The following is a 25,844-nucleotide window of genomic DNA, read 5'->3' on the forward strand; positions in this document are numbered from 1 at the left end:
CAATAGCATAAGGAAACACCGTGAATCTCAACGCAACCCTGTTTGCGCAAATGGTCGTGTTCCTGATCCTCGCGTGGTTCACGATGAAGTTCGTGTGGCCGCCGCTGATCAACGCACTCGACGAACGCGCAAAAAAGATCGCTGACGGCTTGGCCGCTGCGGAAAAGGGCAAGGCGGAACTCGAGGCGGCGCACAAGCGCGTCGACCAGGAACTCGCACAAGCCCGCAACGACGGCCAGCAACGCATTGCTGACGCTGAAAAACGCGCACTCGCTGTCGCCGACGAAATCAAGGCGAACGCGCAGGCCGAAGCCGCGCGGATTGTCGCGCAGGCGAAGGCGGATGCCGAACAGCAAATCGTGAAGGCTCGCGAAGCGCTGCGCAACGAAGTCGCGACACTCGCCGTGAAAGGCGCCGAACAGATCCTGAAGCGCGAAGTCGATCAAACGGCCCACGCCGAACTGCTGAATCAACTGAAAGCCGAGCTCTGATCATGGCCGAACTTGCAACCATCGCCCGCCCTTACGCAGAAGCGCTGTTCCGCGTGGCCGAGGGGGGTGACGTCGCCGCCTGGTCCACGCTCGTGCAAGAGCTGGCTCAGGTTGCGCAATTGCCCGAAGTGTTGTCCGTCGCGTCGAATCCGAAGGTGACGCGCGAGCAGGTTCGCGATTTGTTGCTCGCCGCATCGAAATCGCCGCTCGCGGCGAGCGCGGAAGCCAAGAACTTCGTGCAGATGCTGATCGACAATCACCGGATCGCGCTGCTGCCCGCCATCTCCGAGCAGTTCGACGAACTGAAGAATGCCCGCGAAGGCGCGGCGGACGCGAAGATCGTCAGTGCGTTTGCACTCGAAGGCGCCCAGCTCGGCGAACTCGTCGCGGGCCTCGAGCGCAAGTTCAAGCGCAAGCTCAAAGCCACGGTCGAAGTCGATCCGTCGCTGATCGGCGGCGTGCGCGTGACGGTCGGCGACGAAGTGCTCGACAGCTCGGTCCGCGCGCGGCTCGCCGGCCTGCAGACTGCTTTGACCGCCTGAGTCCGGCGCCCGGCACGCAACAGAATTGAATATCAGGAGCGAATAATGCAACTCAATCCCTCTGAGATCAGCGAGCTGATCAAGAGCCGGATCCAGGGCCTTGAAGCGAGCGCGGACGTTCGCAACCAGGGCACTGTGATCTCCGTGACCGACGGCATCGTGCGCATTCACGGGCTGTCGGACGTGATGCAGGGCGAAATGCTCGAATTCCCGGGCAACACGTTCGGCCTCGCGCTGAACCTCGAGCGCGACTCGGTCGGCGCGGTGATTCTCGGCGAGTACGAGCACATCTCCGAAGGCGACATCGTCAAGACGACCGGCCGCATTCTCGAAGTGCCGGTCGGCCCGGAACTCATCGGCCGCGTGGTCGATGCGCTCGGCAACCCGATCGACGGCAAGGGCCCGCTCAACACGAAGCTGACCGACGCAATCGAAAAGATCGCCCCGGGCGTGATTTGGCGTAAGTCGGTGTCGCAGCCGGTGCAGACCGGGCTGAAGTCGATCGACTCGATGGTGCCGATCGGCCGCGGCCAGCGCGAGCTGATCATCGGCGACCGTCAGTGCGGCAAGACCGCGGTGGCGATCGACACGATCATCAACCAGAAGGGCAAGGATCTCATCTGTATCTACGTTGCGATCGGCCAGAAGGCTTCGTCGATCATGAACGTGGTGCGCAAGCTCGAAGAAACCGGCGCGCTCGAGTACACGATCGTCGTGTCGGCGTCGGCGTCGGATTCGGCGGCGATGCAGTATCTCGCGCCGTATGCGGGCTGCACGATGGGCGAGTACTTCCGCGATCGCGGCCAAGACGCGCTGATCATCTATGACGACTTGACCAAGCAAGCGTGGGCGTATCGCCAGATTTCGCTGCTGCTGCGCCGTCCGCCGGGCCGTGAAGCGTATCCGGGCGACGTGTTCTATCTGCACTCGCGTCTGCTCGAACGCGCCGCGCGCGTGTCGGAGGAGTACGTCGAGAAGTTCACGAACGGCGAAGTGAAGGGCAAGAGCGGCTCGCTGACGGCGCTGCCCGTCATCGAAACGCAAGCGGGCGACGTGACCGCGTTCGTGCCGACCAACGTGATCTCGATCACCGACGGCCAGATCTTCCTTGAAACCGACCTGTTCAACGCAGGCATCCGCCCCGCGATCAACGCGGGCGTGTCGGTGTCGCGCGTCGGCGGTGCCGCGCAGACGAAGATCGTGAAGAAGCTGTCGGGCGGCATCCGTACCGACCTCGCGCAGTATCGCGAGCTGGCGGCGTTCGCGCAGTTCGCCTCCGATCTCGACGAAGCGACCCGCAAGCAGCTCGAGCGCGGCCGCCGCGTGACGGAATTGCTCAAGCAGCCGCAGTACCAGCCGCTGCAAGTGTGGGAGCTGGCGGTATCGCTGTTCGCGGCGAACAACGGTTATCTCGACGACCTCGACGTCAAGGACGTGCTGCCGTTCGAGAAGGGTTTGCGCGAATATCTGAAGACGAGCCACGCCGAGCTTATCAAGCGCATCGAAGACACGAAGGACTTGTCGAAGGACGACGAGGGCGCATTGCACGCCGCTCTGAAGGACTTCAAGAAGTCCGGTGCCTATTGATCCGCGAATGACACGATGAGGCGGAGCGGGCCGCATAGCGCCCCGCGCCGCTTCGGTCAAGGAGCAAGCAATGGCTGGAATGAAGGAAATTCGCGGCAAGATCAAGAGCGTGCAAAACACGCGCAAGATCACCAAGGCGATGGAGATGGTGGCGGCGTCGAAGATGCGCCGCGCGCAAGAACGCATGCGCGCGGCCCGTCCGTATGCCGACAAGGTCCGTGCAATCGCCGCGCACATGAGCCGCGCGAACCCGGAGTACCGCCACCCGTTCATGGTGGCGAACGAAGGCGCCGATACCGCGGGCGTCATCCTCGTCACGACCGACAAGGGCCTCTGCGGCGGCTTGAACACGAACGTGCTGCGCGCGGCCGTACAGAAGTTCAAGGAAATCGGCGACAAGGGACATAAGGTCGAGGCGACCGCGATCGGCGGCAAGGGTCTCGGCTTTTTGAACCGCTTCGGCGCGAAGGTGGTTTCGCAGGTCGTGCATCTCGGCGACACGCCGCACCTGGACAAGCTGATCGGCGCTGTCAAGGTCCAGCTCGATCAGTACTCGGAAGGCAAGTTGTCGGCGGTTTATCTCGCATACACGCGCTTCATCAACACGATGAAGCAAGAGGCGGTAATCGAGCAATTGCTGCCGCTGTCGACCGAACATTTCGACGCGAATGACGGCACGCCCGCGACCTCGTGGGATTACATCTACGAACCGGATGCGCAGACGGTGGTCGACGAGCTGCTCGTGCGCTATGTCGAGGCGCTCGTGTATTCCGCGGTGGCGGAAAACATGGCGTCGGAGCAATCGGCGCGGATGGTCGCGATGAAAGCCGCATCGGACAATGCGAAGACGGTGATCAGCGAGCTGCAACTGTCGTACAACAAGAGCCGTCAGGCCGCGATCACGAAGGAATTGTCGGAGATCGTCGGCGGCGCCGCCGCCGTGTAAGCGGCGCGCTCGGGACGCCTCAGGGAACTGCGCCTTTGCGCGAGTAAAGAATCAGGTATTGAAAGGAAAAGCGATGAGTACTGCTGCTTTGGTAGAAGGCAAGATCGTACAGTGCATCGGCGCCGTTATCGACGTGGAATTCCCGCGCGAGAGCATGCCGAAGATCTACGACGCGCTCATTCTCGACGGCTCGGAACTGACGCTCGAAGTCCAGCAGCAGCTGGGTGACGGCGTGGTCCGCACGATCTGTCTGGGTGCCTCCGACGGCCTGCGCCGCGGCGTGACGGTGAAAAATACCGGCAAGCCGATCTCGGTGCCGGTCGGCAAGCCGACCCTCGGGCGCATCATGGACGTGCTCGGCCGTCCGATCGACGAGGCCGGTCCGATCGAGAGCGAACATCTCCGTTCGATCCATCAGAAAGCGCCTGCGTTCGACGAGCTGTCGCCGTCGACCGAACTGCTCGAAACGGGCATCAAGGTTATCGATTTGATCTGCCCGTTCGCGAAGGGCGGCAAGGTCGGCTTGTTCGGCGGTGCAGGCGTGGGCAAGACCGTCAACATGATGGAGCTGATCAACAACATCGCGAAGGAGCACGGCGGTTACTCCGTGTTCGCGGGCGTGGGCGAGCGGACCCGTGAAGGGAACGACTTCTACCATGAAATGAAGGACTCGAACGTTCTCGACAAGGTCGCGCTGGTGTACGGCCAGATGAACGAGCCGCCGGGTAACCGTCTGCGCGTGGCGCTGACGGGCCTGACGATGGCCGAGCATTTCCGCGACGAAGGCCGCGACGTGCTGTTCTTCGTCGACAACATCTACCGTTTCACGCTGGCCGGTACGGAAGTGTCGGCGCTGCTGGGCCGGATGCCGTCCGCGGTGGGCTATCAGCCGACGCTGGCCGAGGAAATGGGCAAGCTGCAAGAGCGCATCACGTCGACGAAGACGGGCTCGATTACGTCGGTGCAGGCCGTGTACGTTCCTGCGGATGACTTGACCGACCCGTCGCCGGCTACGACGTTCGGCCACTTGGACGCAACGGTCGTGCTGTCGCGTGACATCGCGTCGCTCGGTATCTACCCCGCGGTGGACCCGCTCGATTCGACGTCGCGCCAGATCGACCCGAACGTGATCGGCGAAGAGCACTACACGATCACGCGCCGCGTTCAGCAAACGCTGCAGCGTTACAAGGAACTGCGCGACATCATCGCGATTCTGGGCATGGACGAACTGTCGCCGGAAGACAAGCTGTCGGTCGCGCGTGCGCGTAAGATCCAGCGTTTCCTGTCGCAGCCGTTCCACGTCGCGGAAGTGTTCACGGGCTCGCCGGGCAAGTACGTGCCGCTGAAGGAAACGATCCGCGGCTTCAAGATGATCGTCGATGGCGAGTGCGATCATCTGCCGGAGCAGGCGTTCTACATGGTCGGCACGATCGACGAGGCCTTCGAAAAGGCCAAGAAGATCCAGTAAAGGTCGGGTGTAACGCGGCGGGCGCCGATGCGTTCGCGAACGCTATCCTTGGGGTGGCGTGTCGTGCACCGGAGCCCGCGCAGTACGCTCAACCGTGCCTTGCATGGGATCGGGTAAGCGCTTTGGCGCTTGCGCCGATCGACAGGAGTCGATATGGCAACCATCAAAGTAGACGTCGTCAGCGCGGAAGAGCAGATCTTCTCGGGCCAGGCGAAGTTCGTCGCGCTGCCGGGTGAAGCGGGAGAGCTGGGCATTTTGCCGGGCCATACGCCGCTGATCACGCGGATTCGTCCGGGGGCGGTGCGCATCGAGGCTGAAGGCGGCGACGAGGAGTTCGTGTTCGTCGCGGGCGGGATTCTCGAAGTGCAGCCGGGCGCCGTCACGGTGCTCGCCGACACCGCGATCCGCGGCAAGGATCTCGACGCGGCGAAGGCCGAGGAAGCGAGAAAGCGCGCCGAAGAAACGCTGCAGAACGCGAAGTCGGACCTCGACCTTGCGAAGGCGCAGTCGGAACTTGCGACTGCGATGGCGCAGCTCGAAGCGATTCAGCGTCTGGCGAAGATTCGCGCGAAGCACTGACGTTCGCCGTTTCCGCCTAAAAAAGCAGCCTTCGGGCTGCTTTTTTTTCGTCCGCTTTTCGTCCGTTCGTGCGATTTTTCCTTGCGGGTAACAATCGATGTCAGAGTGGGGCGGCAGAGCCCAGAATGATTCGTTGCATGCATCGATTACAACCCAGGAGACGCTATGGCCGCATCATCGCGCACGGATGCATTGATCGCACCCGTGAACGGTTTGTCCTATGTCCGCGGTGCGACCGACGTGCCGCTTTCCGAGGCGACGGTCGGGCAATTTCTGCGTGATACCGTCGCGCGTTTTCCCGATCGCCCGGCCGTGGTGTTTCGCGAGCAGAACGTGCGCTGGAGTTGGCGGGAATTCGCGGAAGAAGTCGATGTGCTCGCCGCCGGCTTGGCGATGCTTGGCATCGAGAAAGGCGATCGCGTGGGCATTTGGGCGCCCAATCGTGCTGAATGGCTGCTCACGCAATTCGCGACCGCGCGTCTTGGCGCCGTGCTCGTCAACGTGAACCCCGCCTATCGGCTTACCGAACTCGAATATGCGCTGAACAAGGTCGGCTGCAAGCTGCTGATTGCGGCGGAGCGCTTCAAGTCGTCGGCTTACGTGGAGATGATTGCCCAGATCGCGCCCGAGCTTGCAAGTTGCGCAGGCGGCGCATTGCATGCGAAGCGGGTGCCGGCGTTGCGTGCGGTCGTCGCGATGGCCGATGTTGCGCCAGCCGGGATGCTGCGCTTTGCCGACGTGCTGGCGAGCGGCCGCACGGCGCGTGAGCGTGCGCAGGTCGATCTCGAGGCGATCGGCGCGACGCTCGATTCGCGCGAGCCGATCAATATCCAGTTCACGAGCGGCACGACCGGCAATCCGAAGGGCGCGACGCTCACGCACCACAACATCGTCAATAACGCGATTGCGATCGCGCGGGTGATGCGGCTCACCGAAGCCGACGCAATGTGCATTCCGGTGCCGCTGTATCACTGCTTCGGGATGGTGCTGTCGGTGCTCGCGTGCGTATCGGCAGGGGCGAAGATGGTGTTTCCGGGCACGGCATTCGACCCGGGGGCGACGCTCGCGGCGGTGTGCGACGAGCGCTGTACCGCGCTGCAGGGTGTGCCGACGATGTTCATCGCCGAGCTCGATCATCCGGAATTTGGCCGCTACGATCTCTCCACGCTGCGCACCGGCATCATGGCGGGCTCGCCGTGTCCGATCGAGACGATGAAGCGCGTGGTCGCGAGCATGCATATGTCGGAGGTCACGATCGCCTACGGGATGACGGAGACGAGCCCCGTGTCGTTCCAGAGCGCGACCACGGACCCGCTGGACAAGCGCACGACGACGGTTGGACGCATTCAGCCGCATCTCGAGGCGAAGATCGTCGATGCATCGGGCGAGATCGTGCCGGTTGGCGCGACGGGCGAGCTATGCACACGGGGCTATTCGGTGATGCTGGGTTATTGGGATGACGAAGCAAGGACGCGCGAAGCGATTGTCGACGGCTGGATGCGCACCGGCGATCTCGCGACGCTCGATGAAGCAGGCTATTGCAATATTGTCGGGCGACTGAAAGATATGGTGATTCGCGGCGGCGAGAATATCTATCCGCGCGAGATCGAGGAATTTTTGTTTCGGCATCCGAAGATTCAGAGTGCGCAGGTGTTCGGCGTACCCGACCCGAAATACGGTGAGCAAGTCTGCGCGTGGATCGTGCTGCGCGCGGGCGAGACGATGACCGACGACGAATTGCGCGAATTTTGCCGAGGCCAAATCGCGCACTATAAGGTGCCGCACTATGTGCGCTTCGTCGACGAGTTGCCGATGACTGTGACGGGCAAGGCGCAAAAATTCGTGATGCGCGACCGGATGATTGCCGAACTGGGGCTGAGCGTGGCCAAAACGGCGTGACGCAAGCGGCGGAACACCGCGCACGCTTTCGATAGACGAAAAAAAGCGGGCTCATGAGCCCGCTAAAAACCACACGCTACGGGGTTAGCGCGAGGAGACCAAAGGTGAAGGGCATCGATGCTCCGGCACCGACGACGACTTCAACAAGGATGCCCCTAAGAAGGGATTCGGTAAAAAACCGACGGGCTCTTTCGTGCTTGATGTCCGCTCACACGCCGCACCGGAGACCGCATCCGTGTTGAAACCGTGAGAGGCATTGTGGGCGAATTACCCTGGGATCGCGGTAACAAAGTGTTTCAGGTTGTAACCCCCGCCGGATAAGGCTTTGCGGGATTTTTTGCTATTTTGAAAGAAGTGTAATCGGTCATTTTTACCTAACTGGAAAAGGGCATTTTCGGGGCTATCCATGCTGCTTTTACGAAGGGCCGGTCTTGCCTGGTAAGGCCGTCAGACCCGTTAAAACATGCATATAAATTACTTTGATAAGATCACACGACAATCTCAGAAAAATTTTGAAACGTGCGCGGGTAACTGCGGCCGCCGGCTGCTCGGGCGCACACGCGCCAAGCAGGCCGGAAAGCGCCGCGAAGACGCTCGCGGCGGAACTGGGCGCGGCTGCCGGCCGCTCTATATCGAGATTGTGCCGGCGGCTCGCGGTGTGCAGATGCGTTGGTTGGCATATCGAATTGTCACTTGAGCCACTTGTCCGTCACTGCCCGAAGCTCGTCTGTCTCACGTGCGAGATGCAACCATTGATCGACGTATTGCTGGAACACGACGTCGCCGCGCGGCACCAGGTACGCTTTCTCCCCGAACTGGAACGGCTCGTGCGGATGCACCGCGCAGAGCCCCGGATTGAGCTTTTGCTGGAGCAGCGTCTCCGACGCATCGGTCACCATCACGTCGGCGTTACCCGAAAGAATCTGCTTGAAAATCGTGACGTTATCCGGATAAACGGTGATTTGGGCGTGCGTGAAATGCTGCTTCGCAAAGCGCTCGTTCGTGCCGCCGGGATTGACGATGACACGCGTGTGCGGCTGATCGATCTGCGCGATCGTCTGATAGCGCTCGATGTCCGCGCAACGCGCGATCGGCGTTTTGCCGTCGACGGCGTATGCAGCCGTGAAAAATGCGCGTTTTTGCCGCTCGAGCGTTGTCGAGATGCCGCCCATCGCGATGTCGCATTTCGCGATGAAGTCGTCCATCAGCGACGGCCATGTGGTTTTCACGAAGACGGCCTTCACGCCCAGCGATTTCGCGAGCGATGCCGCCATGTCGATGTCGATGCCTTCGTATTGGCCGTCTTCGCGGCGGTATGTGTACGGCTTGTAGTCGCCCGTCGTGCAGATGCGCAGCGTGCCGCGTGCGAGCACGTCGTCGAGCCGCGACGCGCCCGCGCCGGCCGGCGGCGTAATTTGCGCGTGAGCCAGGCCGGCCACGCAGGCAAGCGCGAACAGCAATCGATTCTTTTTCATCGTGTCTCCTGACTTCGGGCACGCGGCCCGGACGCCAGATCATAGCGAAGCGGCCGCGGGCACCCAATCGTCGTCTCCGGTAAACCGGCGCGCCGGGCGGCGAATGCTTGGCGCGGCGCGGGCTCCGGTAAAATGCGTGATTACGTTTCGCTCCGTTGCCCCCACCGTGGCCCAGACTCTCATCAACGACACCTTCCTGCGCGCGCTGTTGCGCGAGCCGACCGACTACACGCCGATCTGGCTGATGCGACAAGCGGGCCGCTATCTGCCCGAGTACAACGCGACTCGCGCGCGGGCCGGCAGCTTTCTCGGCCTCGCAAAGAACCCGGATTACGCGACGGAGGTCACGTTGCAGCCGCTCGAGCGTTATGCACTTGATGCGGCGATTCTGTTCTCGGACATCCTGACGATTCCCGACGCAATGGGCCTTGGTCTCGACTTCGCCGCAGGCGAAGGGCCGAAGTTCGCGCGGCCGGTGCGCACGGAAGCCGACGTCGCGAAGCTCGCGGTGCCGGACATCGGCGCAACGCTCGGCTACGTGACGGACGCGGTGCGCGAGATCCGCCGCGCGTTGACCGACGGCCAGGATCGCCAGCGCGTGCCGTTGATCGGCTTTTCCGGCAGCCCGTGGACGCTTGCGTGCTATATGGTCGAAGGCGGCGGCTCGGACGATTTCCGCACCGTGAAGACGATGGCGTATGCCCGTCCGGATTTGATGCACCGGATTCTCGAGATCAATGCGCAGGCGGTGGCCGCCTATCTGAACGCGCAGATCGAAGCGGGCGCGCAGGCTGTGATGATCTTCGACACCTGGGGCGGCGCGCTTGCCGATGGCGCCTACCGGCGCTTCTCGCTCGACTATATCCGCCGCGTCGTCGCCGGCCTCAAGCGCGAACACGACGGCATGCGCGTGCCGGCCATCGCGTTCACGAAGGGCGGAGGCTTGTGGCTCGAGGATATCGCGTCAACGGGCGTCGACGCGGTTGGGCTCGACTGGACGATCGATCTCGGCCGCGCGCGCGAGCGGGTGGCGGGCCGCGTCGCGCTGCAAGGCAATCTCGATCCGACGATTCTATTCGCGCCGCCGCAGACGATTCGCGCCGAGGCGCGCGCGGTGCTCGACAGTTACGGCAACCATCCAGGGCATGTGTTCAATCTGGGGCACGGGATTTCGCAATTCACGCCGCCTGAGCATGTCGCGGAGCTTGTCGACGAAGTGCATCGTCATAGCCGCGCGATGCGCGGCGCGGCGGCGTGACCGGAAACATTGGAGGTTGCGCAATGCCGCAAATCGACGTGCGGCGGGCGGGGGCGCGGGCGTCGAAACAGGGCGCAAGCGTCCGTCGGAAGGGCCTCTTACCATTGTCAAGACTTGACTTATACACATTTTCGACGTTGCAGCGCGGAAGATAGAGGCGTCGGTAAATATGTCGTGCTATGGCAGCTGCAATCGGATAGCAGCCTTATCGGACAAGGCTGAGCGACTGGGCCGACCGATTCGGCCAACGTGGCGGATGACCGGTCGCAGCGCCTAACCACGGTCTTGGCGGACAAGTTCTCAACAAAGTTATCCACAGATTCGGCGGCCCTGCCGCGATTCTTAATGAGAATCCAAAACTTAGCGTCGAAAGTGATGTTTTACTTTAACTTGGCGGACGACATGGGCGCCGGGCCTGTCGAATCCGCCGGGCCGACGCTGCGTGGCCGGTGCGGCGCCGATGACTGACGCGTTCGTGCGCGTCGCGCTCGATCACCCGCTGCCGACGCTGTTCGATTACCGCTACCGTGGCGCTATTGCGCCCGTGCCCGGCATGCTGGTGCAGGTGCCGTTCGGCAAGCGGCAAGCGGTCGGGCTGATCTGCGAAGTAACCGCTCACAGCGACGTCCCCGCCGATCGCTTGAAGACGATCGAGGCCGTATGCGCGGAGCTGCCGCCGCTTTCGTCGTCATGGCTCGATCTGGCGGCGTTCGCCGCCGATTACTACCAGCGCGGGCTCGGCGAAGTTGCGCTGCCGGCGTTGCCGCAGGCGCTACGCGATGTGTCGCGCTGGGGGCGCCTGCTTGCGCCTGAGCGGCGCTACCGTCTCATCGACGCCGGGCGCGCGGCGCTGCCCGATGCGTTGCCGGCACGCGCGGCCGCGCTGCGCCGGCTTGCGGCGGCGCTTGCCGGCGCGCCGTCGCTATCGCTTGCCGACGTGCGCGCGCTGCACCCGAAAGCTGCCGCGGTGCTGGACGATTGGCAATCGCGAGGCTGGGTGGCATGCGACGAGATCGCGGCCGCGGATGCCGGTGCGCATCCTGTGGATAACTGGATGCCGGAGAGTCGCGCACCGGCGGTTGCACGGCCGCCCCAACTGACCGATCAGCAGACCGAAGCGGTCGACGCGATTGCGTCGGCCGCCGGTTTTGCGCCGTTCCTGCTGCATGGCGTGACGGGCAGCGGCAAGACCGAGGTTTATCTGCGCGCGCTCGCGGCGCTGTTCGATCGGCAGCCTGGCGCCCAGGCGCTCGTGCTCGTGCCCGAAATCAACCTGACTCCGCAATTCGAAGTGGCGTTTCGCGCGCGGTTCGCGGCGTCGTTGCCGCCCGATGCGATCGTCACGCTCCACAGCGGTCTCGCCGAAGGCGAGCGTGCGCGGCATTGGCTTGCCGCGCACACGGGCCGTGCGCGAATCGTGCTCGGCACGCGCCTCGCGGTGCTCGCATCACTGCCGGCGCTTGCGATGATCGTCGTCGACGAGGAGCACGAGCCCGCGTACAAGCAGCAGGAGGGGCTGCGTTACTCGGCGCGCGATCTCGCCGTGTGGCGCGCAAAGCAGCTTGCGATTCCGGTCGTGCTGGGCTCGGCAACGCCGTCGCTCGAAAGCTGGTGGCAGGCCGACCAGGGGCGCTACAGGCGCCTCACGCTGTCAAAGCGGGCGGTCGCGGACGCCGCGCTGCCCACGGTGACGCTCATCGATCTCGAGCAGGAACGGCGGCGCGGCCGTGCGTCGATGGGCGGCTTGTCGGGGCCGCTGGTCGCGGCCCTGAAGGCGCGGCTCGAGCGCGGCGAGCAGAGCCTCGTGTTCCTGAACCGGCGCGGCTATGCGCCGGCGCTGGCCTGCGACGCGTGCGGCTGGGTCGCGGGTTGTCCGCGTTGCAGCGCATACGTCGTCATGCACAAACCCGAGCGTGCGGTGCGTTGCCATCATTGCGGCTGGGAGGCGCGGATTCCGCATGCGTGCCCCGAATGCGGGAATGTCGATATCGCGCCGCTCGGGCGCGGCACGCAGCGCGTCGAGGAAACGCTCGCGCTCGCGGTGCCGGGCGCGCGCATCCTGCGCATCGACGCCGACAGCACGCGCCGCAAGGGCAGCGCCCAGGCGTTGTTTTCCGATGTGCACGCAGGCGAGGTCGATATCCTTATCGGCACGCAGATGATCGCGAAGGGGCACGACTTCCAGCGCGTATCGCTCGTCGGGGTCCTGAATGCGGATACCGCGCTGTTTTCGCACGACTTCCGGGCGAGCGAGCGGTTGTTCGCGCAGCTCATGCAGGTGAGCGGCCGCGCGGGGCGTGCCGGATTGCCGGGCGAAGTGCTGATCCAGACGCGCTATCCGCGTCATGCGCTTTATCACGCGCTGGCGCGGCACGATTACGTCGGCTTCGCGAACGCCACGCTCGGCGAACGGCGCGATGCGCATCTGCCGCCGTTCGTCTATCAGGCGCTGTTGCGCGCCGAAGCGCGCACGCTCGAGGCGGCGCTTGGGTTTCTGCGGCAGGCGGCCGACGCATTTGCGCCGTTGCCGGGAGCGGATCGCGCGACGGTCTACGACGCGGTTCCGATGACGATCGTCAAGGTGGCGAACGTTCACCGGGCGCAGTTGCTGGTCGAGAGTGCGTCTCGCGCGGCGCTTCAGCGCGCATTGCACGCGTGGCAGCCGCGATTGCGCGAACTGAAGGGGGTGTTGCGTTGGACTGTCGAGGTTGACCCGCTCGATATCTGACGGCGCGGCCTGCGCAGGCTTATTCGTGGGCCTGGCGCAGCCCGGCGTGCCAAGTGGTTTTCTGCTTGCTGCTGCCGGTCTCGCGCGGATCGCCTAATGCCTGGAAGAACACGGCCGACGCGCGACGTATGAATATGGCTGCGCACGCCACCCAGGCGGCGAGCACGATGCTGATCACGATCCATTCACCCATCTTTTTCTCCTTCGCGTCCCAAGGCTGCGGGCGCGCAGCTGCGATATCACGCCAGTTTGCCGGGAAAATCGACCCGTCAAAACTGACAGGATCAGGGAAAATCCCGATGCGCGAAACCTAAACTAACCGTTTATATCATTTGCCAAACCTTTGATAAATAATGGTTTTTGTCGGGTGCAACCGATCGGGTAATTTGGTTGCACCTTTTTATTGGGTGCCTTAGGATTTTGCGATCTTTAACGTCCTTGACCGGCATCGAGCCGGCGTAGAAAAAAGATCATGGCAAGCACCACTTTGGGCGTCAAAGTCGACGACCTGCTTCGCTCGCGGCTGAAAGACGCGGCATCGCGGCTCGAGCGCACGCCGCACTGGCTGATCAAGCAGGCAATCTTCGCGTATCTCGAGCGGATCGAGCACGGCCAACTGCCGCCGGAGCTGTCCGGCCACGCGGGGGGCGCGGATGTGTCCGAGATCCACGCGGAGCATGACGAAGACGGCGCGCCCCACCCGTTCCTCGAATTCGCGCAGAGCGTGCAGCCGCAGTCGGTGTTGCGCGCGGCGATCACGGCTGCATACCGCCGGCCCGAGCCGGAATGCGTGCCGTTCCTGATCGGCGAGGCGCGCTTGCCCGCGAATCTGTCGGCGCAGGTGCAGGCGATGGCCGCGCGCCTTGTCGAAGCGCTGCGCGAGAAGAATTCGGGCGGCGGCGTCGAGGGGCTGATTCACGAGTTTTCGCTGTCGAGCCAGGAAGGCGTCGCGCTGATGTGTCTTGCCGAGGCACTGCTGCGCATTCCGGACCGCGCCACGCGCGACGCGCTGATTCGCGACAAGATCAGCAAGGGCGATTGGCGCTCGCATGTCGGCCATGCGCCGTCGCTGTTCGTCAACGCTGCGACCTGGGGGCTGATGATTACCGGCAAGCTGGTCACGACGAACAGCGAGGCGGGATTGTCGTCGGCGCTCACGCGGCTGATCGGCAGAGGCGGCGAGCCGCTGATCCGCAAGGGCGTCGATATCGCGATGCGGCTGATGGGCGAGCAGTTCGTCACCGGCGAGACGATCTCCGAGGCGCTCGCGAACAGCCGCAAGTACGAGGCGCGCGGCTTTCGCTATTCGTATGACATGCTCGGCGAGGCGGCCACGACCGAGGAGGATGCGCAGCGCTACTACGCGTCGTATGAGCAGGCGATCCATGCGATCGGCAAGGCGGCGGGCGGGCGCGGCATCTATGAAGGGCCGGGCATTTCGATCAAGCTGTCGGCGCTGCATCCGCGCTATTCGCGCATGCAGCAGGAGCGCACGATGAGCGAGCTGCTGCCGCGCGTGCGCTCGCTCGCGCGGCTCGCGCGCCGCTACGATATCGGCCTGAACATCGACGCCGAAGAGGCCGATCGCCTCGAGCTGTCGCTCGATCTGCTCGAGGCGCTGTGCTTCGATCCGGATCTCGCGGGCTGGAACGGCATCGGCTTCGTCGTGCAGGGCTATCAGAAGCGCTGCCCGTTCGTGATCGACTACCTGATCGATCTCGCGCGCCGCAGCCGCCACCGCTTGATGGTACGGCTCGTAAAGGGCGCGTATTGGGATTCGGAGATCAAGCGCGCGCAGGTCGACGGCCTCGAGGGCTATCCGGTCTACACGCGCAAGATCTATACCGACGTGTCGTATCTCGCGTGCGCGAAGCGGCTGCTCGCCGCGCCCGACGCGGTCTATCCGCAGTTCGCGACGCACAATGCGCACACGCTGTCCGCGATCTATCACCTCGCGGGCCAGAATTACTACCCCGGCCAGTACGAATTCCAATGCCTGCACGGCATGGGCGAGCCGCTTTACGAGGAAGTGACGGGCCGCGACAAGCTGAATCGCCCGTGCCGCGTGTACGCGCCCGTCGGCACGCACGAGACGTTGCTCGCGTATCTCGTGCGGCGCCTGCTCGAGAACGGCGCGAACACGTCGTTCGTGAACCGGATCGCCGACAAATCGGTGCCGGTGAAGGAGCTGGTCGCCGATCCGGTCGAAGAGGCCGCGAAAATTCTGCCGCTCGGCGCGCCGCATCCGAAGATCCCGCTGCCGCGCGAGTTGTACGGCGCCGCGCGGGTCAATTCGATGGGGCTCGATTTGTCGAACGAGCATCGGCTTGCGTCGCTGTCGTCGGCGCTGCTCGCGAGCGCGCATCATCCGTGGCGTGCGGCGCCGATGCTCGCCGACGAGGCGCTCGCCGACGCGAGCCCGCGCGACGTGCGCAATCCGGCCGATTTGCGCGACGTGGTGGGCACGGTCAGCGATGCAACGCCCGAGCAAGTGAGCGCGGCGCTCGCGCATGCAGTCGCGGCGGCGCCGATCTGGCAGGCAACGCCCGTCGACGCGCGCGCCGATTGTCTGGCGCGCGCGGCCGATCTGCTCGAAGCGCAGATGCACACGCTGATGGGCTTGATCGTGCGCGAAGCCGGCAAGTCGCTGCCGAACGCGATCGCGGAAATTCGCGAGGCGGTCGATTTCCTGCGCTATTACTCGGCGCAGATCCGCGACGAGTTCTCGAACGATACGCATCGCCCGCTTGGCCCCGTGGTATGTATCAGCCCGTGGAATTTCCCGCTCGCGATCTTCATGGGCCAAGTGGCCGCGGCGCTCGCGGCCGGCAACACGGTGCTCGCCAAGCCGGCCGAGCAGACGCCGCTGATCGCCGCGCAGGCCGTGCGCATTCTGCGCGAAGCCGGCGTGCCGGCGGGCGCGGTGCAACTGCTGCCCGGCGACGGCGAGACGGTCGGCGCGGCGCTCGTTGCGGATTCCCGCACGCGTGCGGTGATGTTCACCGGTTCGACCGAAGTCGCGCGCCTCATCAACAAAACGCTGTCTTCCCGCCTCGATCCAGACGGCAAGCCGATTCCGCTGATTGCCGAAACGGGCGGGCAGAACGCGATGATCGTCGATTCGTCGGCGCTCGCCGAGCAGGTGGTCGCCGATGTGCTGCAATCGTCGTTCGATTCGGCCGGCCAGCGGTGCTCCGCGCTGCGCGTGCTGTGCCTGCAGGACGACGTCGCCGATCGCACGCTCGAGATGCTCAAGGGCGCGATGCGCGAGCTTTCGCTCGGCAATCCGGATCGCTTGTCGGTCGACGTCGGCCCGGTGATCGATGCCGACGCGAAGCGCACGATCGATACGCACATCGCGGCGATGAAGGACAAGGGGCACGCGGTCACGCAACTGTCGATGCCTCAGGCATGCACGCAAGGCACGTTCGTGCCGCCGACGATCATCGAAATCGGCAGCGTCGACGAACTCAAGCGCGAGGTGTTCGGCCCGGTGCTGCATGTCGTGCGCTACCGCCGCAGCCAGCTCGACAAGCTGCTCGAGCAGATCCGCGCAACGGGCTACGGCCTCACGCTCGGCATTCACACGCGGATCGACGAGACCATCGCGCATGTGATCGCGCGCGCGCACGTCGGCAACATCTACGTGAACCGCAACGTGATCGGCGCGGTGGTCGGCGTGCAGCCGTTCGGCGGCGAAGGGCTGTCGGGCACCGGGCCGAAGGCGGGCGGCGCGCTCTATTTGCAGCGCTTGCTCGCGACGCGCCCGGCTGGCTTGCCGAGATCGCTCGAAGCGTCGCTCGTGGCCGATGCTCCGCCCGAAGGCGAGTCGAGCGATAATCCGTGCGCCGCGTTGACCGCGCTGCGCGATTGGCTGCTCGACGAGCGCGAGCCGGCGCTTGCCGCGCGTTGCGACGGCTATCTGTCGCACGTGCTGGCGGGCGCGACCGCGGTGCTCGCCGGCCCGACGGGCGAGCGCAATACGTATACGCTCGGCCCGCGCGGCACCGTGCTGTGCATCGCGGCGACCAAGCGCGGCGCGCTCGCGCAGCTCGCGGCCGTGCTTGCCACCGGCAATCGCGCGTTGTTCGCGGGCGCGGCGGGCGAAGCGCTCGCCGCGTCGCTGCCCGCGCCGTTGAAGGCGTATGTGAGCGTGCGCAAGCAGGCCGACGCGCAGTTCGACGCCGTGCTGTTCGAAGGCGACAGCGACGAGTTGCTCGCGCTGGTGAAGGCGGTTGCGCAACGCCCCGGCCCGATCGTGTCGGTGCAGGGCGTCGCGGCGGGCGCGTTCGACAACGGCGACGAGGATTACGCGCTCGAACGGTTGCTCACCGAGCGCTCGGTCAGCGTGAACACCGCGGCGGCGGGCGGCAACGCGAATTTGATGACGATCGGCTGAGCACGCCCTGCCAATCGCCTCAATAAACGGAAGCGGCAAGGCGAATCCGAAGCCGCTCCATTTACCCTGGTATAGGAGAAACTATGCAACACACGATGAAAAAGCTGGCAGGCGCAACGTTCGTTGCGGTCATGTCGCTGGCGGGGACGGCGCACGCGGATGACGTCAAGATCGGTTTCGCAGCGCCGATGACGGGCGCACAGGCGCATTACGGCAAGGACATGCAGAACGGCATCGTGCTCGCGATCGAGGATTTCAATGCGACGAAGCCCATGATCGGCGGCAAGCCGGTGAAATTCGTACTCGACACGCAGGACGACCAGGCCGACCCGCGCACCGGCACGACGGTCGCGCAGAAGCTCGTCGACGACGGCATCAAGGGCATGCTCGGCCACTTCAATTCGGGCACGACGATCCCGGCTTCGCGCATTTACGCGAACGCGGGCATTCCGCAGATCGCAATGGCGACGGCCCCGGAATATACGCAGCAGGGCTACAAGACGACCTTCCGGATGATGACGTCCGACACGCAGCAGGGCTCGGTGGCGGGCGCGTTCGCGGCGAAGGATCTGGGCATGAAAAAGATTGCGATCGTCGACGATCGCACCGCGTATGGCCAGGGCCTTGCCGACCAGTTCGAGAAGGCGGCGAAGGCGGCGGGCGCGACGATTGTCGATCGCGAGTTCACGAATGACAAGGCGGTCGACTTCAAGGCGATTTTGACGAAGCTGAAATCGGTGAAGCCGGACCTCGTCTACTACGGCGGCGCGGATTCCCAAGCAGCGCCGATGGCCAAGCAGATGAAGTCGCTTGGCATCACGGCGCCGCTGATGGGCGGCGAGATGGTCCATACGCCGACCTTCCTGAAGATCGCCGGCGACGCCGCCGAGGGGTCGATCGCCTCGCTCGCCGGCTTGCCGCTCGCCGACATGCCCGGCGGCAAGGCGTATGCGGACAAGTACAAGAAGCGTTTCGGCGAAGACGTGCAGACGTACTCGCCGTATGCGTATGACGGCGCGATGGCGCTGTTCAACGCAATGAAGCAGGCGAACTCGACCGATCCGGCGAAGTATCTGCCGCTGCTTGCGAAGACCGATATGGCAGGCGTCACGTCGACGCACATTGCATATGATGCAAAGGGCGACCTGAAGAACGGCGGCATCACGATCTACAAGGTCGAGAAGGGCGAATGGAAGCCGCTTAAGAGCATCGGCGGCAAGTAAAGCGCGCCGCGCAGCCGTCCCCCACCCCGAAGGCCGGGATTCGTTCCGGTTTTCGGGGTTTTTTTATTTGAACGGATTAATACTGCCGATCAGTTAAGAATCAAAAGCGATCCGGCAATGGAAAATGCGGCGCGACGTGGCCGCCGGCCGGCTGGAATTTCTGTAATTGGCGAATATGGAGATGGAATTAGCCGAACTTGAAGGGTGATTGCGCGATTTTGAACACATAAGTAGCAATCTTTTACATGTGCTTACCGATTGCGATGTTTATCTCCGGGTCTGCGCCCATAGAATGAGCGCCTATTTTTTAGATAGGAGTTCAAAGATGGAGCATATCGATGCTCTTGCGCAATCGGATGCGCATGTGCCCATGTCTCGCTGGCGAAAATTCATCGGCATGCTGTTCGTCTCGTGCGTGCTGAGCGCGTGCGGAGGCGAAGACGGCGGATCGACGACGAAGTTTGTCGCCCAGCAAACCGCGCAAGGCGGCGCATCGTCCGGGACGGCGGCGGGCTCCGCAACGTCATCGGGCTCGACGACGGGTTCCGCGTCCGGATCTACGCCGGATTCTTCGGGTTCGTCGGGTTCATCGACGTCGTCCGGTTCATCGGCGACGACGCCGCCCGCGGGCACGGCGGCCGCATCGATCCTCGCGTCGAGCCTACCCTTCTTCGGCGTGAACGGCCATTACATGCAAGGCGGCATCTACATGTCGATGCCGCTGAATTCGCAAGCCACGCATGTCACCGATCTCGGCATGCGCTTTTTCCGGCAGGACGTGTACATCCCCGAGCATATCGATCTGCTCGTCGACAAGGTCATGCCCGCGCTGGGCACGAATGTGACGGTGCTGCCGATGATCTCGGCGTACCCCTACGACGATCCGTCGCTCAACGGCGCGCAGCCGACCGAACAGAGCGCCTATGCGTATGCGTACCGGGTTGCGGCCTATGCGGCGAAGCGGCTTGACGGCATTCCGGTGGTCGAGTTCGGCAACGAGTTCGATACCGACTGGCACAATGCGCCGGTGAAGGGCGACGGCCTCAATCCGTCCGATTTCGACAACACGACGTTCCCGATCTGGCGCGGCGCGCTGCGCGGCTCGCTCGACGGCTGGCGCTCGGTCGACACGCAACGCAAGACGATTCTGATGGCGAACGCGTCGACGGGCTGGCTGAATTTCGGCTTCCTCGACGCGCTGATGTCGGGCACGCAGCCTGACGGCTCGACCGGCCATCCGAAGATCTCGCCCGATGCCATCCAATGGCACTGGTATTCGAACGGCGGAGACTTCGAACACGCCTATGCGAAGACGGGCGGTATCTACAATGTGCTCGACCGCTTGAAGAAAACGTACAACCTGCCGATCGTGTTCACGGAAGTCGGCGTCGATCCCGATAACACCGACGAGCAGGCCAACGCCTATATCCAAAAGACGATTCCGCAGCTGGTCGCAGCCAGGTCGCAGTACAACCTGCTTGGCTTTGCTTGGTACGAAATGTACGACAATCCGAACAGCCGCGGCCCGTTCGGCCTGATCACGGGGGACGGCACGACCAAGCAGCGCTATTTGATGCTTCGCTCGACGGTCGCAGCAACCAAGCAGGGGCATTGATCGAATCCGAATCGCGAGCGACGCTCGCTCGCGTGCCCGTGGCGCGATGTCACGGATCTTCATCCTCGACGCCATGAGTTTCTCTTTTGTCTCTCTCATGGCATCCATGACAAACCTTCGGTGGCTGATCCACATGGATCGGCCGGCGCTCGATTTGCATGGCTGCCCGGCGTGCCGGCAGCGAGCGGCGCGTGTGCCGGAGGATGGCGGGTCCGTGCGGCGCGCCGCCGCGTCGAACGCGCTTGAGCGCGGCCATCGGTAGGCTGAAGGCGGACGGCGCCGCCCGCGCGCTTGGCTCGAAAGATTGCCGTGGCATCGACATTTCGGTGCGGCGAGCCCGAGCGTGCCGCCGGCCAACGGCATCGAACGGCAACGCGGGGCGGGCAGTCACATCGACTCGGCGCGCGGCGCCGTTTGGGAAAGGCGTTCGGCCACTTCGCGCAGCCACGCTTCGCTCCAGGTGAGCGCACCGACCTTCAAATGATCGACGACGCTGCGTACCCAGTTGAGTTCGGTTTCCACGGTGAGCTGCATCAATTCGGTTTCCAGCAGGAACAGACGAGGGATCTGCATTGCCAGCGCCGCATTGCGGATGGCTTCGAGACGCTCGATTTCTTGTTCAAGCGCAGCCGTGCGCGCCTCGAGCTGACGGCGCGCATCGTCGACGGACAGCAGCGGCAGGACCGACAGCGCGGCCGGAAACGCTGGAAATTCGCGCGCGGGTTGCGCGAGTTGCTCGCGCAGCCACGTGCGGGCGGTGTCGCGGCCTGCGTCGGTAATGGCATAGACGGTTCGCTCCGGAAAGGCGCCGTCGCGTCCGGTTTCGCTGACGACGACGAGCCCGTCGCGTTCGAGCCGATCGAGCGTCTGATACAGGCTGTTGCGCTGTTTGACGTTGATGACCTCGTCCTTGCCGCGCAGCTTGATCAGTTGTTGGACCCGATATGCATGCATCGGCGCTTCGGTGAGCATGGCCAGCACGGCCAGCGCCAGAGGGGAAAAACGAGGCATAGTATGACTGGTTAACTTATATTTAGTTAATTTATAACTAGATATAAGTTAACGCAATCGAATGGCTGTCGAGCTTGATGACGGCACCGGCGCGCCATGGGCCGTCCGGCGTCGCGCCCGGCGCCGTTTTAGCCGACGTGCGTGCGTTTGGCCGGCGCTTCGGGCGTTTCCATTGTCGAGAGGCCATGGACGATCCCGCAATCCTCGACAGTGTGCTCGCCCTGGCATTGTTCGCGCAGCGCGGTGAGCTGGGCTTTCAGATGCTCCAGCTCGGCCAGGCGCGCATTGACGTGGCCAAGATGTTCGTCGATCAGCACGTTGACCGAATGGCAGCCGTGCGCCGGATCGTCGGTGAAACGCAGCAGCGCGCGAATCTCGTCGTGCGTCATGTCGAGCGCGCGGCAATTGCGGATGAAGCGCAGCCGCTCGACGTGGGTGTCGTTGTAACTGCGGTAGTTCGAATCGGTCCGCTGTGCGCCGGGCATCAGCCCCTCTTTTTCGTAGAAACGAATCGTCTCCGGGGTGCAGCGGGCCGCTTTCGCCAGTTCGCCAATCTTCATTCGAATCTCCCGCAAAAGAGGGTTGACCCTGTAGTGACTTCAAGGTGTTAACTGTACACCGTCAGACACACAGGAGGTTGCCATGACCGAGGCCATCCGCGCAGATGACCGGCCCCATTCGCTTAAACCCGTCGATGACGGCGCTCGTGCGGGCGATCCGCCCAATCAGGCGCCGGCGCGTGCCGGCGCGCACGCGCACCCGGCCGGGCACGACGCAGCGCAACGCGAGCGCCCGGCGCCCGGTCACCGGCACGATGCCCACGAACATGGCCAAGACTGCGCGCACGACCACGCCGGCCACGATCATCGCGCAGATCATGACCACGATCACGGCCAGGATCACGATCACGCATCCTCCGCCGAAGCCTGCTGCACGCCCGCTCCCGTTGCATTCGCGCCGCTGCCCGGCACGCAACCGGCTACCGCCGGCCGGGTGCGCTCGGCATTCCGGATCATGCAGATGGATTGCCCGACCGAAGAGGCGTTGATCCGCAAGAAGCTGGGCGGGATGTCCGACGTCGCGGACCTCGAATTCAATCTGATGCAGCGCTTGCTGACGGTCGAGCACGCGCCGGGCGCGCAAAGCCGGATCGTCGGTGCAATCCGCTCGCTGGGCATGACGCCCGAGCAGGCGGACGACGCAGCGGGCAATGCCGCCGCCGGCGCCGCGCCGGCGGCGCGCCCGGCGCAATCGTCGCGCCCGTGGTGGCCGCTCGCGATCGCGGGCGTGGCGGCGATCGCATCGGAGGGCGCCACCTGGTTCGGCTTGCCGGTGTGGGTGGGCGCCGTGCTCGCGCTCGCGGCCGTCGCGGTCTGCGGCCTCGGCACCTACCGCAAGGGCTGGATCGCGCTGAAGAACGGCAACCTGAACATCAACGCGCTGATGAGCATCGCGGTGACCGGCGCGATGGTGATCGGCCAGTGGCCTGAGGCGGCGATGGTGATGGTGCTGTTCACGATTGCCGAGCTGATCGAGGCGAAATCGCTCGACCGTGCGCGCAATGCGATCCAGGGCCTGATGCAGCTCGCGCCCGATACCGCGACGGTGAAGCAGCCCGACGGCACGTGGGTGAGCGTCGATGCCGCGCAGGTCGCGCTCGGCGCGATCGTGCGCGTGAAGCCGGGCGAACGCATCGGCCTCGACGGCGAGATCGTCGAAGGACGTTCGAGCGTCAATCAGGCGCCGATCACGGGCGAAAGCCTGCCCGTCGAGAAAAGCCCGGGCGATGCGGTGTACGCGGGCACGATCAACGAATCGGGCTCGTTCGAATACCGCGTGACGGCGGTTGCGAGCAACACGACGCTTGCGCGGATCATTCATGCGGTCGAGCAGGCGCAGGGCTCGAAGGCGCCGACGCAGCGTTTCGTGGACAGCTTTGCGCGCGTCTACACGCCGATCGTGTTCGCGATCGCGCTGCTCGTCGCCGTTGCGCCGCCGCTGCTGCTAGACGGCGCATGGCGCGACTGGATCTACCGCGCGCTCGTGCTGCTCGTGATCGCGTGCCCGTGCGCGCTCGTGATCTCGACACCCGTGACGATCGTCTCCGGCCTCGCGGCCGCCGCCCGCCGCGGGATTCTCGTAAAAGGCGGCGTGTATCTGGAGCAGGGCCGCCGGCTCGCGTGGATCGCGCTCGACAAGACCGGCACGATCACGCGCGGCAAGCCGGTGATGACCGACTTCGAGATGCGCGCGAACGATGTCGACGAGGCGCGCGTGCGCCGGCTCGCGAAAAGTCTTGCCGCGCGCTCCGACCATCCGGTATCGCAAGCGATTGCCGCGCCGGGCGCGGCCGACCGTGGCCAGGAGGGCGCGCCGCTGGCCGACGTTGCCGATTTCGAGGCGATCGCCGGGCGCGGCGTGCGCGGGACGATCGACGGCACGCCTTACTGGCTCGGCAATCACCGGCTGGTCGAAGAACTCGAACGCTGCTCGGCCGCGCTCGAAGCGCGCCTCGACGAACTGGAGCGGCAGGGCAAGACAGTCGTGATGCTGATCGACGGCGCGCGCGTGCTCGGCCTGTTCGCGGTGGCGGACACGGTGAAGGACACGAGCCGTGCGGCCATCGGCGAGCTGCACGGGCTCGGCATCAAGACCGCGATGCTGACGGGCGACAACCCGCATACCGCCGCGGCCATCGCGCAGCAGGTCGGCATCGACGACGCGCGCGGCAACCAGTTGCCGCAGGACAAGCTCGCGGCCGTCGACGAATTGGCGGCGAGCGGCCGCGCGGTCGGCATGGTCGGCGACGGAATCAACGATGCGCCGGCGCTCGCGCGGGCCGACATCGGCTTCGCGATGGGCGCGATGGGCACGGGCACGGCGATCGAGACGGCCGACGTCGCGCTGATGGATGACGATCTGCGCAAGATTCCGGAGTTCGTGCGGCTGTCGCGGGCGACGCATCGCGTGCTCGTGCAGAACATCGCGTTCGCGCTCGCCGTGAAGGCCCTGTTCCTCGGCTTGACGATCGCGGGGATGGGAACGATGTGGATGGCGGTGTTCGCCGACGCGGGCGCGAGTCTCGTTGTCGTTGGCAACGGGCTGCGGCTGTTGCGCCGCGCGAATTAATGCAGCTCGGCTGATTAGCAGGAGGCAATATGGACTGGCTTAAACGAATGATGGGCGGGCACCATGGCCGCGCAGCGGGTGGCAGCCATCACGGCGGCGGCCACGGTGGCTACGGCGGCGGTCACGGCGGCGATGGCTGGGGGCGGCGCGGTCACGATCGCGGGCTGGGCGGTTTCCCATCGCCGTCGGACCCCGCCGCACCCGCGCTGAGTGCCGCATGTGCGAAATGCGGGGCGATCAACGGCGCGCAGGCGAAGTTTTGCGCGCAGTGCGGCGCATCGCAGGCGCAGCCTGTGTGCGCAGGCTGCCGAGCGCCGCTCGATGCGGCCGCGCGATATTGCCCGCAATGCGGCGCGGCCGTGGCCGGCGCGCGTGGGTAGGCCGATTGGTTCGGGGCACCGGGCGGGGAGGTCGAGCGCATGCGCGCCGCAGATACCGGGCCCGCAAACCTGTGCCGGCCGGCCATTCGGCCGCAGCGGGCGTGCCGTTGCGGTTTGTTTTGCCGCGATGAGCCGCTGTGGCGTCTTGCCGGAAGATCCGCCGCTTGCCGCCAACTCATCGCAGCGGTACGTGAATCTCCGTCACCAAATCGGCGGGTTGCGTATCGGCGGGCGAATTCAGATAAAGCTCGAACGGCGGCGCATCGGCGCTTTCACGGCCCGAGTTCGGCAGCCACGTGCCGTACAGCCAATCGTAAGCCTGTTGGAGATCCGCATACGGCCCCCGATGGACGAGCACGGCGTGCTCGCCGCCCGCGACCGTCGCATGCGTGACGGGCGGCGTCACGTTGATTGACGCCGTCGCCGGGCCAAGCGCGAAGCACGCTTGGGCGTGCAACTGCTCGGCGGGCGTCGTGTGGGGATCGTCGTGAAAGATGCCGATGCATTGCGTTTCGGGGCCGAATAGCCCGCGCTCGCCGATCCATGCGGAAAGCGTATCGAATGCGCGGTTGATTTCCGGATACGGGCCGACGTGATCGACGGCCAGCACGTCGATTGCACGGGCTTGGCGAATTTCCACTCGATACTCATACTCGGTCATCGGTTGATCTCCTGTCGAAGGCGGAACGATGCGACCGGCGCCGATCGGTTCGCCGGTCTGCGAGGCAGGCGTGCCGACCGCGCCGCCGGTGCGCGGCCGTTCGTCGATAGCCGGTGATCCGGCACCCGCGATACCGCGACATGCGGGCGGCGTCGGCAAGCCGGCTCGCTCGCAAAGGCGTTGTGGATCGGACGGGCGATGTATCGAGCGCACGGATGCGATTGTGCGCTCGATTGAACCGCATTAGGAAACGGGCTGCGCCAGCGGTGCGTCTTTCCGCTGGCGGTGCGCGTATAAGACCGTCAAACCGTAAAGCCGCGAAGCCGTAAAGCCGGCAAAGTCGCAAAACGCCGAACGCCTGCCGATGCCGGCACGTTTTCCTTTGCCGCCATCGCGCGCCGTTGCGCGGCGCTCTCCTTCATCTTTCATTTGCGTTCGCATCCGGCCCCATTC

The 25,844-nt window shown here is 64.6% G+C and carries 19 protein-coding genes; 14 read left to right on the plus strand and 5 right to left on the minus strand.

Annotated features, from left to right (window positions below; all coding sequences use genetic code 11):
- The first annotated feature begins 20 nt into the window (after positions 1-20).
- From AQ611_RS01770 to AQ611_RS01800, 7 genes are all read left to right on the plus strand, one after another.
- A complete protein-coding gene (locus AQ611_RS01770) occupies positions 21-491 on the plus strand; it encodes a F0F1 ATP synthase subunit B (protein ID WP_059517006.1) in 471 nt (156 codons plus the stop codon).
- A 2-nt stretch (positions 492-493) separates the two neighbouring features.
- Entirely contained in the window at positions 494-1,033 is a 540-nt protein-coding gene (locus AQ611_RS01775) for a F0F1 ATP synthase subunit delta (protein ID WP_059517004.1), read from the plus strand.
- Positions 1,034-1,078: 45 nt separating this feature from the next.
- Entirely contained in the window at positions 1,079-2,620 is a 1,542-nt protein-coding gene (gene atpA, locus AQ611_RS01780; protein WP_059517002.1) for a F0F1 ATP synthase subunit alpha, read from the plus strand.
- 70 nt (positions 2,621-2,690) lie between these two features.
- On the plus strand, positions 2,691-3,566 hold the full coding sequence (gene atpG / locus AQ611_RS01785; RefSeq protein WP_059517000.1) for a F0F1 ATP synthase subunit gamma: 876 nt from the start codon (positions 2,691-2,693) through the stop codon (positions 3,564-3,566).
- Between the two features lie 73 nt (positions 3,567-3,639).
- Positions 3,640-5,034, plus strand: a complete 1,395-nt coding sequence (gene atpD / locus AQ611_RS01790) for a F0F1 ATP synthase subunit beta (protein ID WP_059516998.1) — start codon at positions 3,640-3,642, stop codon at positions 5,032-5,034.
- A gap of 153 nt (positions 5,035-5,187) precedes the next feature.
- Positions 5,188-5,613 (plus strand): F0F1 ATP synthase subunit epsilon, encoded by a 426-nt coding sequence (locus AQ611_RS01795; RefSeq protein WP_059516996.1) that lies wholly within the window; start codon positions 5,188-5,190, stop codon positions 5,611-5,613.
- 165 nt (positions 5,614-5,778) lie between these two features.
- Positions 5,779-7,512: an AMP-binding protein gene (locus tag AQ611_RS01800; protein ID WP_069233574.1), complete on the plus strand. Its 1,734-nt coding sequence runs from the start codon at positions 5,779-5,781 to the stop codon at positions 7,510-7,512.
- 689 nt (positions 7,513-8,201) lie between these two features.
- Here AQ611_RS01800 and AQ611_RS01805 read toward each other — a convergent pair.
- Positions 8,202-8,987 carry a transporter substrate-binding domain-containing protein gene (locus AQ611_RS01805; protein WP_069233575.1) on the minus strand — a complete coding sequence of 262 codons (786 nt, stop codon included), beginning with the start codon at positions 8,985-8,987 and terminating at the stop codon, positions 8,202-8,204.
- A gap of 166 nt (positions 8,988-9,153) precedes the next feature.
- On the opposite strand from AQ611_RS01805, the gene hemE reads away from it, so the two are divergent.
- Together hemE and AQ611_RS01820 are read left to right on the plus strand one after the other, a co-directional pair.
- A complete protein-coding gene (hemE, locus tag AQ611_RS01810; RefSeq protein ID WP_069233576.1) occupies positions 9,154-10,245 on the plus strand; it encodes a uroporphyrinogen decarboxylase in 1,092 nt (363 codons plus the stop codon).
- Positions 10,246-10,705: 460 nt separating this feature from the next.
- On the plus strand, positions 10,706-12,973 hold the full coding sequence (locus AQ611_RS01820; RefSeq protein ID WP_069235091.1) for a primosomal protein N': 2,268 nt from the start codon (positions 10,706-10,708) through the stop codon (positions 12,971-12,973).
- A 19-nt stretch (positions 12,974-12,992) separates the two neighbouring features.
- Here the strand turns inward: AQ611_RS01820 and AQ611_RS26015 are convergent, their stop codons facing one another.
- On the minus strand, positions 12,993-13,166 hold the full coding sequence (locus tag AQ611_RS26015) for a hypothetical protein (RefSeq protein WP_096030775.1): 174 nt from the start codon (positions 13,164-13,166) through the stop codon (positions 12,993-12,995).
- 279 nt (positions 13,167-13,445) lie between these two features.
- Between AQ611_RS26015 and putA the strand changes: the two genes are divergently transcribed.
- The 3 genes from putA (at position 13,446) to AQ611_RS01835 (ending at position 20,210) form a co-directional block, all read left to right on the plus strand.
- Entirely contained in the window at positions 13,446-17,372 is a 3,927-nt protein-coding gene (putA, locus tag AQ611_RS01825) for a trifunctional transcriptional regulator/proline dehydrogenase/L-glutamate gamma-semialdehyde dehydrogenase (RefSeq protein WP_069233577.1), read from the plus strand.
- Positions 17,373-17,455: 83 nt separating this feature from the next.
- On the plus strand, positions 17,456-18,595 hold the full coding sequence (locus tag AQ611_RS01830; RefSeq protein ID WP_059516984.1) for a branched-chain amino acid ABC transporter substrate-binding protein: 1,140 nt from the start codon (positions 17,456-17,458) through the stop codon (positions 18,593-18,595).
- Positions 18,596-18,920: 325 nt separating this feature from the next.
- Positions 18,921-20,210 (plus strand): glycoside hydrolase family protein, encoded by a 1,290-nt coding sequence (locus tag AQ611_RS01835; RefSeq protein ID WP_059516982.1) that lies wholly within the window; start codon positions 18,921-18,923, stop codon positions 20,208-20,210.
- A 387-nt stretch (positions 20,211-20,597) separates the two neighbouring features.
- Here AQ611_RS01835 and AQ611_RS01845 read toward each other — a convergent pair whose 3' ends face one another.
- Positions 20,598-21,221, minus strand: coding sequence for a PadR family transcriptional regulator (locus tag AQ611_RS01845; RefSeq protein WP_069233579.1), 624 nt, complete (start codon positions 21,219-21,221; stop codon positions 20,598-20,600).
- 128 nt (positions 21,222-21,349) lie between these two features.
- Complete coding sequence (gene cadR, locus AQ611_RS01850) at positions 21,350-21,781, minus strand: Cd(II)/Pb(II)-responsive transcriptional regulator (protein ID WP_059516976.1); 432 nt, start codon at positions 21,779-21,781, stop codon at positions 21,350-21,352.
- A gap of 82 nt (positions 21,782-21,863) precedes the next feature.
- On the opposite strand from cadR, the gene AQ611_RS01855 reads away from it, so the two are divergent.
- Together AQ611_RS01855 and AQ611_RS01860 are read left to right on the plus strand one after the other, a co-directional pair.
- Complete coding sequence (locus tag AQ611_RS01855) at positions 21,864-24,350, plus strand: heavy metal translocating P-type ATPase (RefSeq protein ID WP_069233580.1); 2,487 nt, start codon at positions 21,864-21,866, stop codon at positions 24,348-24,350.
- A gap of 29 nt (positions 24,351-24,379) precedes the next feature.
- Positions 24,380-24,730: a zinc ribbon domain-containing protein gene (locus AQ611_RS01860; RefSeq protein WP_069233581.1), complete on the plus strand. Its 351-nt coding sequence runs from the start codon at positions 24,380-24,382 to the stop codon at positions 24,728-24,730.
- A gap of 175 nt (positions 24,731-24,905) precedes the next feature.
- Here the strand turns inward: AQ611_RS01860 and AQ611_RS01865 are convergent, their stop codons facing one another.
- The gene (locus AQ611_RS01865; RefSeq protein WP_069235092.1) at positions 24,906-25,391 is read right to left on the minus strand and encodes an AraC family transcriptional regulator; all 486 of its coding nucleotides are present in this window, start codon (positions 25,389-25,391) and stop codon (positions 24,906-24,908) included.
- Positions 25,392-25,844 lie beyond the last annotated feature (453 nt).

Origin of the sequence: Burkholderia singularis (assembly GCF_001718875.1) — a bacterium.
GTDB lineage: Bacteria > Pseudomonadota > Gammaproteobacteria > Burkholderiales > Burkholderiaceae > Burkholderia > Burkholderia singularis.

Bases quoted from the DNA above. Each gene is read 5' to 3' on its own strand.
- AQ611_RS01775 (WP_059517004.1), top strand. From the start codon at position 494: ATGGCCGAACTTGCAACCATCGCCCGCCCTTACGCAGAAGCGCTGTTC.
- atpA (WP_059517002.1), top strand. From the start codon at position 1,079: ATGCAACTCAATCCCTCTGAGATCAGCGAGCTGATCAAGAGCCGGATC.
- atpG (WP_059517000.1), top strand. From the start codon at position 2,691: ATGGCTGGAATGAAGGAAATTCGCGGCAAGATCAAGAGCGTGCAAAAC.
- atpD (WP_059516998.1), top strand. From the start codon at position 3,640: ATGAGTACTGCTGCTTTGGTAGAAGGCAAGATCGTACAGTGCATCGGC.
- AQ611_RS01795 (WP_059516996.1), top strand. From the start codon at position 5,188: ATGGCAACCATCAAAGTAGACGTCGTCAGCGCGGAAGAGCAGATCTTC.
- AQ611_RS01800 (WP_069233574.1), top strand. From the start codon at position 5,779: ATGGCCGCATCATCGCGCACGGATGCATTGATCGCACCCGTGAACGGT.
- AQ611_RS01805 (WP_069233575.1), bottom strand. From the start codon at position 8,987: ATGAAAAAGAATCGATTGCTGTTCGCGCTTGCCTGCGTGGCCGGCCTG.
- AQ611_RS01820 (WP_069235091.1), top strand. From the start codon at position 10,706: ATGACTGACGCGTTCGTGCGCGTCGCGCTCGATCACCCGCTGCCGACG.
- AQ611_RS26015 (WP_096030775.1), bottom strand. From the start codon at position 13,166: ATGGGTGAATGGATCGTGATCAGCATCGTGCTCGCCGCCTGGGTGGCG.
- putA (WP_069233577.1), top strand. From the start codon at position 13,446: ATGGCAAGCACCACTTTGGGCGTCAAAGTCGACGACCTGCTTCGCTCG.
- AQ611_RS01830 (WP_059516984.1), top strand. From the start codon at position 17,456: ATGCAACACACGATGAAAAAGCTGGCAGGCGCAACGTTCGTTGCGGTC.
- AQ611_RS01835 (WP_059516982.1), top strand. From the start codon at position 18,921: ATGGAGCATATCGATGCTCTTGCGCAATCGGATGCGCATGTGCCCATG.
- AQ611_RS01845 (WP_069233579.1), bottom strand. From the start codon at position 21,221: ATGCCTCGTTTTTCCCCTCTGGCGCTGGCCGTGCTGGCCATGCTCACC.
- cadR (WP_059516976.1), bottom strand. From the start codon at position 21,781: ATGAAGATTGGCGAACTGGCGAAAGCGGCCCGCTGCACCCCGGAGACG.
- AQ611_RS01855 (WP_069233580.1), top strand. From the start codon at position 21,864: ATGACCGAGGCCATCCGCGCAGATGACCGGCCCCATTCGCTTAAACCC.
- AQ611_RS01860 (WP_069233581.1), top strand. From the start codon at position 24,380: ATGGACTGGCTTAAACGAATGATGGGCGGGCACCATGGCCGCGCAGCG.
- AQ611_RS01865 (WP_069235092.1), bottom strand. From the start codon at position 25,391: ATGACCGAGTATGAGTATCGAGTGGAAATTCGCCAAGCCCGTGCAATC.